Origin of the sequence: Variovorax brevis, assembly GCF_030317105.1 — a bacterium.
GTDB classification, from domain to species: Bacteria; Pseudomonadota; Gammaproteobacteria; order Burkholderiales; family Burkholderiaceae_C; genus Variovorax; species Variovorax brevis.
Genome location: NZ_JASZYG010000004.1, coordinates 474587 through 487217, shown reverse-complemented (window position 1 = coordinate 487217; position 12631 = coordinate 474587). Strand labels below are relative to the sequence as shown.

The following is a 12631-nucleotide window of genomic DNA, read 5'->3' as shown; positions in this document are numbered from 1 at the left end:
GCTCAGACTCCCTTCGCCGGCTTGATGAGCATGAGGATCTGGTCGTGCGTCACGGGTTTGCCGTTGCCCACCAGGATGCGCTCGACGGTGCCCGCCACGTCGGCCTTGACCGTGTTGAACATCTTCATGACTTCCACCAGGCAGACCGTGTCGTCGGCCTGCACCGCGGCGCCGACCGTCACGAACTCCGGCTGGTCCGGGCTGGGACGCAGATAGAAGGTGCCGACCATCGGCGCGCGCACGGCGACCAGGCCTTCGGGTACTTCGGTGAGCGCTGGCTGCTCGTCCGACGCGCTGCCTGTTTCCGATGTTGCAACTGCTTGCGATGTTTCGTTGCCGGCAGGGCGGCTTGCCGGCTGCGGTGCCCGCTCGCGGCTGAAAGCCGAGGCGCCCGGCTTGCGGGCATGAAGCTCGAATTCACCCACGGTCACGTCCAGCGATTCGAGGTGTTCGGCGCTGTCGAGGATCTCGAGGATGCGACGTACGTCGGTATGGGAAAGAGGCACGGTTTTATCTCCGGTTGCGGCGGGAGTTTCCGCCTTGTGAGCGCAGCTGTCTTGCTGCAGTGAATGGATTAAAACATGCAAATCTTCCTATTGTCAACAATCCGAATGTCGATTACAGTACATCCATTCCGACGCGAAGTCGGGCATTTCAAAGCAAGGAAATCGACATGACGACACAGACGACGATTCGCTCCGACATCACCGGCACCGTATGGAAGATCGTGGTGGACGAGGGCAGCACCCTGCAGGCCGACGACACGATCATGGTTCTCGAATCCATGAAGATGGAGATTCCGGTCCTCGCTCCCGAAGACGGCCGGGTCATCAAGCTCCTGATCGCCGAGGGCGCGCCGGTGCGCGAAGGCCAGGAAATCGCGGTCTTCGAAGAAGCGTGAGCGCCGTGCCGGGCCGCTCCAAACAAGCTCGCACCCCCTCGGGGGGCAGCGACGACACGCCAGTGCGGAGCTTGGGGCCATCAGTCTCTCTCGTGAAGCTGATGACGCTCCCTGAACAGATCGCCGAGCGAATCTTTGCGGCGGTCGTGGACGGCGAATACGCGCCGGGCGATCGCATCCGCGAAGAAATGCTGGCCGAGCAGTTCGAGGTGAGCCGCGGTCCGGTTCGCGAAGCCTTGCGCATCCTCGAGAAAGACTCGGTCGTGCGCATCCTGCCCAACCGCGGCGCCCACGTCACGCAGCTTTCGATCAAGGAAGTCGGCGACATCTTCGAGATCCGCCGCCAGTTGGTGGGCGCCATGGTGCGCAGCATGGGCCGCCCGAGCGACAAGTTCGTCGCCTGGATCGACGGCAAGGTCAGCGAACTCGAAGTGCTCGCAAAGGAGCCGGGTGCGGGCGACGACTACCTGGCCATCAGCTACCGGCTTGGCCGCGTGATGGCCGAGAACTCGGGCAACGAGCGACTCGCCGAAATCCTGGCCTCTCTGGCGCGGCAGACGCGTCGCTATTCAAAGCTCGGCCTGGCCACCGCTGCACGCCGCAAGGAATCGGCACGCCTGTGGCGCACGACGGCCAATGCCATGAAGGCAGGCGACATCGACGCTGCGGCCACCGCCATCGAAGAAATGATTGACGCGTCCGAGCGCGAGGCCGTGAGGCAACTGACACCCCGGAAAGCCACCACGCCCCGAACCCACAAGAAATCAGGGTCCGTCGCGCCCGCTGCGAACGACCACCACACACAGGACATCCTCCCATGAGTTCGACCCGAATTGCAGGCCACGCCCTTTCCTGGGCTGCCGGCCAGTTCCGCGAGCGCACGGCGGTCGTGTTTCGCGACCGCAGCTTCACCTACACGCAGATCGAACGGCGCAGCAACCAGCTCGCCAACGTGCTCATCGGCCTGGGCCATCGCCCCGGCGAGCGCCTGGCCGTGCTGCTCAACAACTCGGTGGAAAGCATCGAGGCCCAGTTCGCTGCCGAAAAAGCCGCGCAGGGCTACGTCGCCCTCAACGCCCGTCACACGGTGCATGAACAGGCCGCGATCCTCAACGATGCCGAGGCATCGGTGCTCATCGCCGGCCCAGAGTTCCGCGACTCGGTCATGAAGGTCCGCCTGCAGGTGCCCTCGCTGCGCGTGGTGATCGGCGTGGGCTGGCATGACGCGAGCGTGCTCGACTACGACACCCTGTTGGCGCGCGCATCGGACCGTGCCCCGCACCTCACGGTGCCGGCCAATCTGCTGCTGCGCATCGCCTACACCTCGGGCACCACCGGCAAGCCCAAGGGCGTGGCCTACAGCATCGAGCGCTGGGAGGCGCGCCTGGCGAACCACTTCGCCGCGATGGAATACGGCTTGGGCATTGACGACGCCATGCTGCACGTCGGCCCGCTCACGCACGCGGCCGGCGTGCACCTGCTGCCGTGCTATCTGCGCGGTGCACGCAACATCGTGGCCGACAAGTTCGATGCGGAACAGGTGCTGGCGCAGATCGGCAGCGAGCGCATCAGCCAGTTGATGATGGTGCCGACCATGATGGGCCGCCTGCTCGAAGCGGTGGCCGCCAACCCCGGCGCCGACCTTTCGTCGCTCAAGCGCGTGCACTACGGCACCGCGCCGACGCCAACGAGCATGGTCCACGAGGCGCTGGAACGCCTGGGCCCCATCCTGCGCCAGCAATACGGCATGACCGAAGCCGTGCAACCCTTGTGCGTGCTCTACCCGCACGACCACCTGCAGGACGGCAAGCCTTCGGATCGCATCACGTCCTGCGGGCGCCCGACGATGGATGTCGAGATTACCGTGCGCGACGCCGATGGCCGTCCGGTGAAAGACGGCGAAGTCGGCGAGATCGCCATCGCACACCGCGGCATCGGCGAAGTCGCCTTCTGGCGCCGCCCCGACCTCGAAAGCGAATCGATCCGCGACGGCTGGTACTACAGCGGCGACCTCGGCCGCTTCGACGACGAAGGCTTCCTCTACATCGTCGGCCGCAATAAGGACATGATGATCAGCGGCGGCTTCAACGTCTATGCACGCGAAGTCGAAGATGCACTACACGCGCATCCGGGCGTCGCCGAAGTGGCCGTGCTCGGCCTGCCCGACACCGAATGGGGCGAAGTGGTCGCCGCATTCGTGGTGCGCCGGCCCGGCGAAACCATCGATGCCGCGGCGCTCGCCCGGCACAGCGGCGAGCTGATCGCCGGCTACAAGAAACCACGCGTGATCGAGTTCGTCGACGCGCTGCCGCGCAACCACGCCGGCAAGGTGACCAAGAACGACCTGCGCGATGCGTACCTCGCGCGCCATCCCGAAGGAGCCCTTTCCAAATGAACACCGCCATCACATCCCATCCCGCAGCTTCATCGACAGGTGACTGGGCCGAAGACCTGCATGAACTCGTCGAGCGCCGCGCCATTGCGAATGCGCTCGGTGGCGAGGAGCAGATCGCCAAGCACCACGCGCTGGGCAAGCTCACCGCACGCGAACGCATCGACCACCTGCTCGACGCCGGCAGCTTCGGCGAAATCGGTGCGCTGGCAGGCTCCGTCAAGTACGACGCCGACCGCAAGCGCGCAAGCTTCACGCCCAGTAACGCCGTGGTCGGCATCGGCAAGATCGATTCGCGCCGCACCGTGGTCGCGGCCGACGACTTCACCATCCGCGGCGGGTCCTCGGAAGGCTCGGTGTCGGAGAAGTGGATCTACGCCGACCGCTACGCCTGGGAATACAAGCTGCCGCTCGTTCGCATGATCGACAGCGCCGGTGGCAGCGTGAAGCTGCTCGACAAGCTCGGCCACACCAAGATCCCCGGCTATCCGATGCTGCCGATGACGCAACTGTTGGGTGTGGTGCCGGTGGTCGGCATCGCGCTCGGCGCCTGCGCCGGCCTGGGTGCGGTGCGCGTGGGTGCCTCGCACCTGGCCATCATGATCCGCGGCAAGAGCCAGATCTTCGCGGGCGGGCCGCCAGTGGTGAAGCAGGCCCTGGGCATCGACATCGACAAGGAATCGCTCGGTGGCTACGACCTGATGCACCGCTACAGCGGCGCCGTCGGCTTGGCCGTCGACACCGAGGAGGAGGCGATGAAGGTGACGCGCCGCTTCCTGTCGTACCTGCCCGGCAACGTGTGGGAGCGCCCGCCGGTCGTGGCTTGCGACGATCCGGTCGACCGCTGCGATCCGTGGCTCAACAAGGCCATCCCGGCCGACAAGCGCAAGGTCTTCAACCCGCGCAAGATCCTGAAGTCGATCTTCGACGAAGGCTCGATCTTCGAGATGTCGCCCGACTTCGGCGGTTCGACCATCACCTGCTTCGCGCGCCTGAACGGCCACGCCGTCGGCGTGATGACGAACAACCCGATGATCATGGGAGGCGCGCTGACGCGTTCTGCCGCGCTGAAGATGGCGCGCTTCGTCGACCTGTGCGACACCTTCCACCTGCCCATCGTCAACCTGGCCGACCAGCCGGGCGTGATGACCGGCGCGGACGCTGAGCGCGAAGGCACCATCTCGGCCGCGCTGCAGGCCATGCACGCGATCGAGCAATCGGGTGTGCCATGGCTCGCCATCGTGTTGCGGCGCTGCGTGGGCCTGGCCGGCGCGATGCTGAGCCCCTTGCATGGTCCTTCGGGCACCTCGTTGCCGAACCGCTATGCATGGCCGTCCGCGCGTTGGGGTTCGATCCCGGTCGAAGGCGGCGTCGCCGCGGCGTACAAGAAGGACATCGCCGCTGCCGAAGACCCGGTCGCGCACCGCCTGGACCTGGAGGCGCACTACCACGCGATCTCGTCGCCGATGCGCACGGCCGAACGCTTCGGTGTGCTGGACATCATCGAGCCCGCATCGACGCGTCCCTTGCTGTGCGCCTGGGTGGAAGACGCGTACCAGGCCACCGGCCGTCGCCTCGGCCCGGTCGGCCGCACGATGCGCTGAAGCGGAGTCATCCACATGCATGCCACCTTGGCCCATGCGGGCCCGGACACTCGCGCCGCACCCACTGCGGAAACCGGCTCCGACGCCTACGAAGAACAACGCGCCGAACTCGACGCACGCGTGCGCACGGCACTCGCCATGGGCGGCGAAGCCAAGCTCGCCAAGCGCCGCGCCAGCGGACACCTGAACGCCCGGGAGCGCATCGAGCAACTGCTGGATGCCGGCTCGTTCAGCGAAACGGGCATGCTGGCCGTCTCGGTGGTTGCCGCCGACAGACACAGCTCACCGGCCGACGCCAAGATCACCGGCACCGGCCGCGTCGAAGGACGACGCGTGGCGGTCGTGTCGAACGACATGACGGTCATGGGCGCGTCGTCGTCGGCCGTCAACATGCGCAAGATCAGCCGCCTGAAGGAGACGGCGACGCGCAACGGCATGCCGCTGATCTTCCTGGGCGAGTCGAGCGGTTCGCGCGTGCCCGATAGTCTCGGTGCCGAGGCCATGGCCGCAGCCGGACAAGATCCGCAGCAGTATTGCCGACGCCGCGAGACGCCGTGGGTCAGCGCCGTGCTCGGGCCGTGCCTGGGCTCGTCGACCTGGTACACCTGCCTCTCGGACTTCGTGGTGATGCGCAAGGGCGCGTTCCTCGCGGTGTCAAGTGCGCGCGTGACCTCGCTGGCCATCGGCGAAGCCGTGGACCCCGAAGAACTGGGCGGATGGAAGCTGCACGCCGAGCACACCGGCCTGGTCGACGTGGTCGTCAACAGCGACGCGGAGGCGCTGGCCGCCATTCGCCGCTTTCTCAGCTACCTGCCGTCGCACTCAGGCGCACGTCCACCCAGCTTGCCGGCTGCGGAGGCGAAAGCGCCCGACGCGGACAAGCTCGTCGAACTCGTCCCGTCCGCGCGGAGCAAGACCTACGACATGCGCAAGGTCATTGGCGGCATCGTCGACGAAGGCAGCTTCTTCAACCTGAAGGACCGCTTCGGCCGCGCCGCAGTGACCGGCCTCGCGCGCCTGAATGGCGAGAGCGTCGGCATCGTCGCGTCGAATCCGATGTTCAAGGGCGGCGCGATGGACCCGGAGGCCTGCCGCAAGGTGAGTTCGTTCATCGTGATGTGCGATTCGTTCAACATCCCGCTCATCTTCCTGGTCGACACGCCCGGTTTCCTGGTCGGCATCGAGGGCGAACGCAAGGCAGCACCGGCGCACATCATGAACATGATCCACGCCGTGCAGCTGTGCTGCGTGCCCAAGCTCTCGGTGATGCTTCGCAAGAGCTACGGGCAGGCCTACATCAACATGGGCGGCGGCCGCAACAGCGACGAGGTTGCTGCATGGACCAGCGCAGACGCCAGCTTCATGGATCCGCAGATCGGCGTCAGCGTGCTGCACGGCATCCAGCGCGAGGACGACCCCGAACGCTTCGACCAACTCAAGGCCGACATGGCACGCGACACCTCCGCCTACGCACTGGCGGGCGCCTTCGGCGTGCAGGCCGTGATCGCGCCGCAGCAAACCCGCGCCTGGCTCATCGACGCCATGGCCACTCACCGCCGCGAACGCAATGGCGGCATCGGCGAGCACGAGATGCGCTCGTGGCCGACCTGCATCTGAGCGAGCACATCGCCCTTCACTCCAACAAGAGACAACAGCCATGAACCCCACTCTCTCGGCGGACACCGCCAGCCTTGACGCGCTCGAAGAAAAGCGCCGCATGCCACGCCTTTACGCGTGGTCCGTCTTTGCGCTCACCTTCGGACTGATGATGTCCGACTACCTGTCGCGCCAGGTCATCGGCGCGGTCATCCCCGCCCTCAAGCTCGAGTGGTCGCTGCTCGATTCGCAACTCGCGATGCTGGTGAGCGTCGTCTCGCTCGTCGTCGGTGTGCTGACGGTGCCGATCTCGCTGGTCGCCGACCGCTGGGGTCGCGTCAAGAGCATCACGCTGATGGCCTTCGTCTGGTGCCTGGCAACTGTTGCCTGTGGCCTGGCGCAAAGCCATGGGCAGTTGCTGTGGGCGCGTGCCTTCGTAGGTTTGGGTGAAGCAGCCTACGGCGCTGCGGGTGCCGCCTTGCTGGCGCATGTCTTTCCTGCAAAGCAGCGCGCCGCGGTGCTGGGTGCCTTCCTGTCGGCAAGCCTGTTCGGATCTGTGCTCGGCGTGGTGATCGGTGGAGCCGTCGCGGCGCAATCGGGCTGGCGCATGGCCTTCTTCGTCGTGGGCGCACCCGGCTTGCTGCTGGCGCTGATCTACCCCTTCGTCGTGCGCGACTACAAGACCGTCGCACTGGACACAAAGGGTGCCGGTGACCTGGCCTCGAAGCGATTGGGATTCAAGCGCGTGGCCGGCGAGGTCTTCGGCTCGCGCGCCGGCAATTTCGCCTATCTGGCGAGTGGCCTTCAAATGGCAATGCCGGCCATGCTCATCGCCTGGTTGCCCACCTACTTCAGCCGCTATCACGACATCGATCTGAAAAAGGCCGGGCTGATGGCGGGCGTGGCGGTACTGGCCGCCGGGTTAGGCATGCTCTTCGGCGGTGGATTGGCCGACCGCCTGAGCGCCAACAACCCACGGCGCAGGGCGCTGGTTCCTGCCCTCTACTCGGTGCTGACTGCGGTTGTTCTGATGAGCGCGTTCGCGCTTCCACCGGGTCCGTTGGGCATGGGCCTGATCTTCCTGGGTGCCTTGTTCGCCGCGGCACAAGGCGGATGCTCCAGCGCCATCGTGTGCGATGTGACCCACCCCGGCGTGCGTGCGACGGTCGCGGCAACGATGACCCTGGCCAACAACCTGATTGGCCTTGCGCCGGGCCCGCTCATCGTCGGCCTGCTGTCGGACCAGCTCGGACTGAAGCTCGCCATGACCATCGCGCCCGTGCTGGCACTGGCCGCCGCCGTTTTCTTCGTGCTGTCCTCGCGCAGCTACGAAGCAGACGCCGCACGCGTCCGGACGAGGGTTGCGCCATGAATCTCTCGATGAGCCTGCCGGGCTGGCGCGAGCCCGCGCGCACCCACTTCCACGGTGTATTGATGTCGGCGGTGGTGGCAGTGGCCGCCATCTCGCTGGCCGAGCACTACCACGTCTCCGCGATGCTGTTCGCCTTGCTGCTCGGCATGGCGCTGAACTTCCTGTCGACAGAAGGCCGTTGCGTGCCGGGCATCAAGTTTTCAGCGAGCACGCTGCTGCGCATCGGCGTGGCGTCGCTGGGCGTTCGCATCACGCTGGGGCAGATCACGGCACTCGGCGCGATGCCGATCGCGATGGTCGTCGGCTCGGTGGCGCTGACCATCGGCTTCGGCATCGTGCTGGCACGCCTGATGGGCTATCGCAACCGCTTCGGCGTGCTGACCGGTGGCGCGGTGGCGATTTGTGGCGCATCCGCGGCAATGGCCATCGCCGCGGTGATGCCCTCGCACCCGCAGGACAACGTCAAGGAGCGCGCCACCATCTTCACCGTGATAGGCGTGAGCACGCTCTCCACCGTGGCCATGATCGTCTACCCGATGATCGTGAACCTGCTGGGCCTGGGCCAGCAGCCGGCCGGCGTCTTCCTGGGCGGGACGATCCACGACGTGGCGCAGGTGGTGGGCGCGGGCTACGGCATGTCGAAGGAGACCGGCGACGTCGCGACCATCGTGAAACTATTGCGCGTGGTGATGCTGCTGCCAGTGATCCTGGTCATCACCCTGTCTTACCGCAAGGGCCATGCGGCGGGCGGGCCCAAGCCGCCGCTGCTGCCCTGGTTCGTGGTGGCCTTTGCGATGCTGGTCGCGGTCAACAGCGCCGGGTTGATTCCTCCGGTCTTGCAGCAGGCGCTGCAGACGCTGTCGACATGGTTGCTGGTGATTTCCATGGCAGCCATCGGCATGAAGTCGCACCTGAAGGACTTTGCGACGGTGGGCCTGAAGCCCATCGTGCTGATGGTGAGCGAGACGGCGTTCCTGGCGCTGCTGGTGGTCGCCTTCATCCTCCTCGCACGTTGAATTGAAGAAAGAAGGGACGCATCCCATGATCACCGCAGACGCAGCACTGCAACGCCTTCGCGAAGGCAACGGGCACTTTGCATCGGGCATCGGCAGCGAAGAGACTTTCTTGCGGCGCGTGCAGCGTGCGCGCACCGATTTCCAGCAGGAGCCCTTCGCCATCGTCATCGGCTGCTCCGACTCCCGGGTTCCGGTGGAGATCGTGTTCGACCAGGACCTCGGCGACATCTTCGTCATCCGCGTGGCCGGCAACATCGTCTCGCCTTCGCAACTGGGCAGCGTCGAGTTTGCCGCCGCGGCCTTCGGCACGCCGCTGGTGGTGGTGCTCGGACATTCGAACTGCGGCGCGGTCGTTGGCACGCTGGAACGCTTACGCCGGCCCGCCGAGGCCCGCTCGCCCCACATGCGTTTCATTGCCGAGCGCATCGAGCCGGCGGTGGCTGGCTTGCTGTCACCCGAACGGGGGTACGACCGCAAAACCTTGATCTGCAAGAGCGTGCGCGCGAACGTGCGCCAGTCGGTGGAGCAGCTGACAAGCGGGTCGAAGATTCTGGCGGAGCTGATTGAAGCGGGTCAGCTGCGCGTGGTGGGTGCCGAGTATTCGCTCGAAACGGGCAAGGTCGAGTTTCTCGACTGAATCCCGGCATCGACGGCATCGGGCAAGAGGGCGCTGCGCCGGCGATGGTCAGTGATCAGCGCTTGGCCGCAGCCAGTTCTCAATCACGAGGCCAGGCACGCGCGCAAAGTGCCTTGTGTTGTCCGTCACTACGACCGCGCCCGTTGCCAATGCATGCGCGGCGATCATCTCGTCGAAGTCGCCGATGGGCTTTCCGCGCGACTTCAGGTCTGCACGCAGTGCACCGTGCCTGTTTGCAGCCTCGGCGTCCCAAGGAAGGATGGGCACGATACGCAAGAACTCGTTCACGATCTGGTGCAGGCGTACTGCTTCGGGACGCCTGGCCACGCCGAAGCGAATCTCGGAACAAGTGATCGCGGATATGCACCACTGTCCAGGCGCGAGCGCTTGCAAACGCATGTCAAAAGCTGGATGTCCTCGAATGGCCTCGCTCGCGGCATTTGTGTCGAGCATGTAGAGCGTCATTCCTTCCAATCCTTGAAGGGGTCGCGTTGCTCCTGGCCTTGAGCGCGATCTGCAAGGAAATCCTTGGGCACAGGTCCGAGTTGCTGGCGCAGTTGCATGAATGCGTGCCAATCGACGGGCGAGCGAGTGGACAGAATGACGTCGCCAGTGCTTTCGTCGCGTCGTATGTAGACCTCGGTGCTGCCCTCGAAACGGAACTCGGCCGGCAGGCGCACGGCTTGGCTGCCGCCGGTGGCGAAGAGTTTTGCAGTGGGTTGTTGCATGATTGCCTCCTTGATGTACATACAATTGTAGATACATCGACTTGCGACGTCAATGGAGTGCACTGGGTGCACCCGCGCCTCAAGCCCGCAGCAACACGTTCAACTGATCGACGATCTCCGCCCACTCCGCGTCTTCGGTGATTTCCTCGCGCAGGAATTGCGACTGGCCCTTGCTCCAGAAGGGCGCGTCGGCAAGCTGGATCTTGTTGTCCAGCGGGCGATGCTCCGCAACGAAGCGGTCGATGTCGGCCTGCTCGCTCGGCAGCCCGAGCTGGCGGAACAGATCGGGTAGGGTGTGGTGGGTCAGGTCCATCGCAATGCTCCTCTCGCTTCAGAAATTCAGGAAACCGGATCGGCCTCGCGTCCCCGGAGTTTGGCGCTGCCCTCGTAGATCACGCGGCGACCGCGCTGCACGTTGCCGATCGGGCGATGCTCGGCAATGGCGTGCCACGGATTGAAGGAGACCATGCCGAGCCACGCTTCCGTGCGCCGCGTTTCGGCGCTGTCCAGATCGCAGCGCGGGATGATGAGTTCGGCCAGCTTCACCCAAGGTGCGTCCTGCGGCTTCCATGCGAATGTGCCATCGATCGGTGTCTTGCGCTCGTCCACGTAGAACTGCACGAGGAAATCGTAGCGGATCTCACCCTCGGTCAAACGCTGTTTCAGTTCGTCGCGAAGGTGGTTGCGGCGCAAGGAGCGCGGTGTGGTCGTCGCGGGTGACTGCGCATGCCACATGAACTTCACCGCATGCGGGCCGATGGCCATGGGTGTGAGGCCGTGAAAGTGTTCGTCGGCGATGCTGCGCAGCAGGAGCCGCCTCGGCAGCCAGCGCAAGGTCCACAGGAGTGACTGCAGGGCACGCCGCACGCCCAGCCGCCGCGCCATCTTGAACGGCGCGGTCAGCGGGTTGGCCGCTGCCATCGACATGATCATCAACTCCACCGCGTCGGCAGCCGGCACATAGGCATGGTTGAGCGCGAGAAAGTCCTGCGTGTCCGCATGTTCCTGCCCCGCCATCAGCTTCGTGCCTTGGACGCCGCGCAGCTTGACGGCAAAGCCGAGCAGATCGGGATAGCAGTCGTGCCGCGCGCTGCTGAAGCCATTCGTCAATCGCACCCACGCCTTGAAGCTGCGGGCTTCCCTGAAGACGCCGTGCCGCGCAGCCGCAGGCAGGTTGTCGAGCACCCTGAATTCGGCCTCCAGCCCGGCGTGTGACTTGACGTGAAAGCCCCGATGGGGCTGCCCGTCGCCCTTGCGCGCAAAGGATTGCTGGTAGCGCGTCATCTCGCGCACGCACGCCTCGAACTGCGCCGCCTCGCCGGGCGGAATCACTTCATGCCACGCCGCGCTCTTCGCGCTCTCGTCCAGGGCTTGTTCCATCATGGATCGGCAAAGGTGTCGAACAGCAGGTCACGCAACCATTGGTTGCCCGGATCGCGGTGGAAGCGTGCATGCCAGAACGAGTTGATGGTGATCTGCGGCAAGGGCACCGGGTGCGCGCGCCACACGAGCCCGAAAGGCTCCGCAATGCTGGTGGCCAGCCGCTCGGGCACGGTGGCGATCATCGGCGTGGAGCGAAGGATGTGCCCCACCGCCACGAAGTGCGGCACCGTCAGCCGCACGCGGCGCGCAACGCCCTGGGCGGCCATCAACTCGTCGACCTGTCCGTGGCCGGTGCCGGCGGATTTGATCAACACATGGTCGGCCGCGCAGAACTCCTTGAGCGTGAGTTTGGGCTTGGCCGCGAGCGGATGCGTGGCGCTGAAAAGGCAGACGTAGCGCTGCCTGAACAGGCGCCGCTGGTAGATGCTCGCCTTGAGCTGCGGCAGCAGCCCCATCGCAATGTCCACCTGCCCGGCCTCCATCGCATCGCGCAGGTTCACGGCCGTGTTGCGCACCGTGCTGATGGTCACGCCGGGCGCCGCGCGCGACAACACGTCCATGAGCACCGGCGCAAAGTAGATCTCGCCGATGTCGGTCATGGCCAGCGTGAAGCTGCGCTGGCTGGTGGCGGGGTCGAAGGCGGTGGGCTTGTTCAGCGCGCCATGCAGCGCGGCCATGGCATAAGCCACCGGCTCGGCCAGCTGCAGCGCAAAGGGCGTGGGCTCCATGCCGCGCGCGGTGCGCAGGAAGAGCTCGTCGCCCAGCAGGCGACGCAGGCGCGCCAGCGCATTGCTGATGGCCGGCTGGGAAAGCCCGAGGCCTTCCGCCACGGCCGAGACGCGCTTTTCCGCGAGCATCCGGTCGAAGACCAGCAGCAGGTTGAGGTCGATGTCGCGCAGTTCCACCCCTTCGCTCCTTTATTCATGAGGGTGATGCGATGGATTCACCAAATTCTATTGGCAAATGTGCGGCTGCGTCCGATCATCACTGCACAGAGGAGAC

Annotated in this window: 14 protein-coding genes; 8 read left to right on the top strand and 6 right to left on the bottom strand. The window is 65.5% G+C overall.

The genetic code is table 11. The annotated features are described in order from the left end of the window. Positions 1-2: 2 nt before the first annotated feature. Positions 3-506 (bottom strand): acetyl-CoA carboxylase biotin carboxyl carrier protein, encoded by a 504-nt coding sequence (gene accB, locus QTI66_RS15170; protein WP_286560614.1) that lies wholly within the window; start codon positions 504-506, stop codon positions 3-5. A 167-nt stretch (positions 507-673) separates the two neighbouring features. Between accB and QTI66_RS15165 the strand changes: the two genes are divergently transcribed. The 8 genes from QTI66_RS15165 to QTI66_RS15130 all read left to right on the top strand — a co-directional run bounded on the left by QTI66_RS15165 (position 674) and on the right by QTI66_RS15130 (position 9518). Beyond that, complete coding sequence (locus tag QTI66_RS15165) at positions 674-901, top strand: biotin/lipoyl-binding carrier protein (protein WP_286560613.1); 228 nt, start codon at positions 674-676, stop codon at positions 899-901. Between the two features lie 101 nt (positions 902-1002). Further along, on the top strand, positions 1003-1722 hold the full coding sequence (locus QTI66_RS15160) for a GntR family transcriptional regulator (protein WP_286560612.1): 720 nt from the start codon (positions 1003-1005) through the stop codon (positions 1720-1722). Then, the gene (locus QTI66_RS15155; protein WP_286560611.1) at positions 1719-3296 is read left to right on the top strand and encodes an AMP-binding protein; all 1578 of its coding nucleotides are present in this window, start codon (positions 1719-1721) and stop codon (positions 3294-3296) included. The genes QTI66_RS15160 and QTI66_RS15155 overlap by 4 nt, the downstream gene beginning before the upstream one ends. After that, positions 3293-4897, top strand: coding sequence for an acyl-CoA carboxylase subunit beta (locus QTI66_RS15150; RefSeq protein WP_286560610.1), 1605 nt, complete (start codon positions 3293-3295; stop codon positions 4895-4897). Before QTI66_RS15155 ends, QTI66_RS15150 begins: the two co-directional genes overlap by 4 nt. 15 nt (positions 4898-4912) lie before the next feature. Beyond that, a complete protein-coding gene (locus tag QTI66_RS15145; RefSeq protein ID WP_286560608.1) occupies positions 4913-6514 on the top strand; it encodes an acyl-CoA carboxylase subunit beta in 1602 nt (533 codons plus the stop codon). A 40-nt stretch (positions 6515-6554) separates the two neighbouring features. Next, positions 6555-7865: an MFS transporter gene (locus tag QTI66_RS15140; RefSeq protein ID WP_286560607.1), complete on the top strand. Its 1311-nt coding sequence runs from the start codon at positions 6555-6557 to the stop codon at positions 7863-7865. Beyond that, a complete protein-coding gene (locus QTI66_RS15135; RefSeq protein WP_286560606.1) occupies positions 7862-8881 on the top strand; it encodes a YeiH family protein in 1020 nt (339 codons plus the stop codon). The genes QTI66_RS15140 and QTI66_RS15135 overlap by 4 nt, the downstream gene beginning before the upstream one ends. A 25-nt stretch (positions 8882-8906) precedes the next feature. Further along, positions 8907-9518 (top strand): carbonic anhydrase, encoded by a 612-nt coding sequence (locus QTI66_RS15130; RefSeq protein ID WP_286560605.1) that lies wholly within the window; start codon positions 8907-8909, stop codon positions 9516-9518. A gap of 48 nt (positions 9519-9566) precedes the next feature. Here QTI66_RS15130 and QTI66_RS15125 read toward each other — a convergent pair whose 3' ends face one another. The 5 genes from QTI66_RS15125 to QTI66_RS15105 all read right to left on the bottom strand — a co-directional run bounded on the left by QTI66_RS15125 (position 9567) and on the right by QTI66_RS15105 (position 12534). Then, positions 9567-9983 carry a type II toxin-antitoxin system VapC family toxin gene (locus QTI66_RS15125; protein WP_286560604.1) on the bottom strand — a complete coding sequence of 139 codons (417 nt, stop codon included), beginning with the start codon at positions 9981-9983 and terminating at the stop codon, positions 9567-9569. After that, on the bottom strand, positions 9980-10246 hold the full coding sequence (locus tag QTI66_RS15120) for an antitoxin (RefSeq protein WP_286560603.1): 267 nt from the start codon (positions 10244-10246) through the stop codon (positions 9980-9982). Before QTI66_RS15120 ends, QTI66_RS15125 begins: the two co-directional genes overlap by 4 nt. A 79-nt stretch (positions 10247-10325) precedes the next feature. Continuing rightward, positions 10326-10559, bottom strand: a complete 234-nt coding sequence (locus QTI66_RS15115; protein ID WP_286560602.1) for a DUF2789 domain-containing protein — start codon at positions 10557-10559, stop codon at positions 10326-10328. Positions 10560-10585: 26 nt separating this feature from the next. Next, entirely contained in the window at positions 10586-11629 is a 1044-nt protein-coding gene (locus QTI66_RS15110; RefSeq protein WP_286560601.1) for a catalase family protein, read from the bottom strand. Beyond that, on the bottom strand, positions 11626-12534 hold the full coding sequence (locus QTI66_RS15105) for a LysR family transcriptional regulator (RefSeq protein ID WP_286560600.1): 909 nt from the start codon (positions 12532-12534) through the stop codon (positions 11626-11628). The genes QTI66_RS15110 and QTI66_RS15105 overlap by 4 nt, the downstream gene beginning before the upstream one ends. Positions 12535-12631 lie beyond the last annotated feature (97 nt).

Coding starts and splice junctions, on each gene's coding strand:
- QTI66_RS15140 (WP_286560607.1), top strand. CDS start 6,555: ATGAACCCCACTCTCTCGGCGGACACCGCCAGCCTTGACGCGCTCGAA.
- QTI66_RS15150 (WP_286560610.1), top strand. CDS start 3,293: ATGAACACCGCCATCACATCCCATCCCGCAGCTTCATCGACAGGTGAC.
- QTI66_RS15125 (WP_286560604.1), bottom strand. CDS start 9,983: ATGACGCTCTACATGCTCGACACAAATGCCGCGAGCGAGGCCATTCGA.
- QTI66_RS15155 (WP_286560611.1), top strand. CDS start 1,719: ATGAGTTCGACCCGAATTGCAGGCCACGCCCTTTCCTGGGCTGCCGGC.
- QTI66_RS15120 (WP_286560603.1), bottom strand. CDS start 10,246: ATGCAACAACCCACTGCAAAACTCTTCGCCACCGGCGGCAGCCAAGCC.
- QTI66_RS15130 (WP_286560605.1), top strand. CDS start 8,907: ATGATCACCGCAGACGCAGCACTGCAACGCCTTCGCGAAGGCAACGGG.
- QTI66_RS15160 (WP_286560612.1), top strand. CDS start 1,003: ATGACGCTCCCTGAACAGATCGCCGAGCGAATCTTTGCGGCGGTCGTG.
- QTI66_RS15110 (WP_286560601.1), bottom strand. CDS start 11,629: ATGATGGAACAAGCCCTGGACGAGAGCGCGAAGAGCGCGGCGTGGCAT.
- QTI66_RS15135 (WP_286560606.1), top strand. CDS start 7,862: ATGAATCTCTCGATGAGCCTGCCGGGCTGGCGCGAGCCCGCGCGCACC.
- QTI66_RS15165 (WP_286560613.1), top strand. CDS start 674: ATGACGACACAGACGACGATTCGCTCCGACATCACCGGCACCGTATGG.
- QTI66_RS15145 (WP_286560608.1), top strand. CDS start 4,913: ATGCATGCCACCTTGGCCCATGCGGGCCCGGACACTCGCGCCGCACCC.
- QTI66_RS15115 (WP_286560602.1), bottom strand. CDS start 10,559: ATGGACCTGACCCACCACACCCTACCCGATCTGTTCCGCCAGCTCGGG.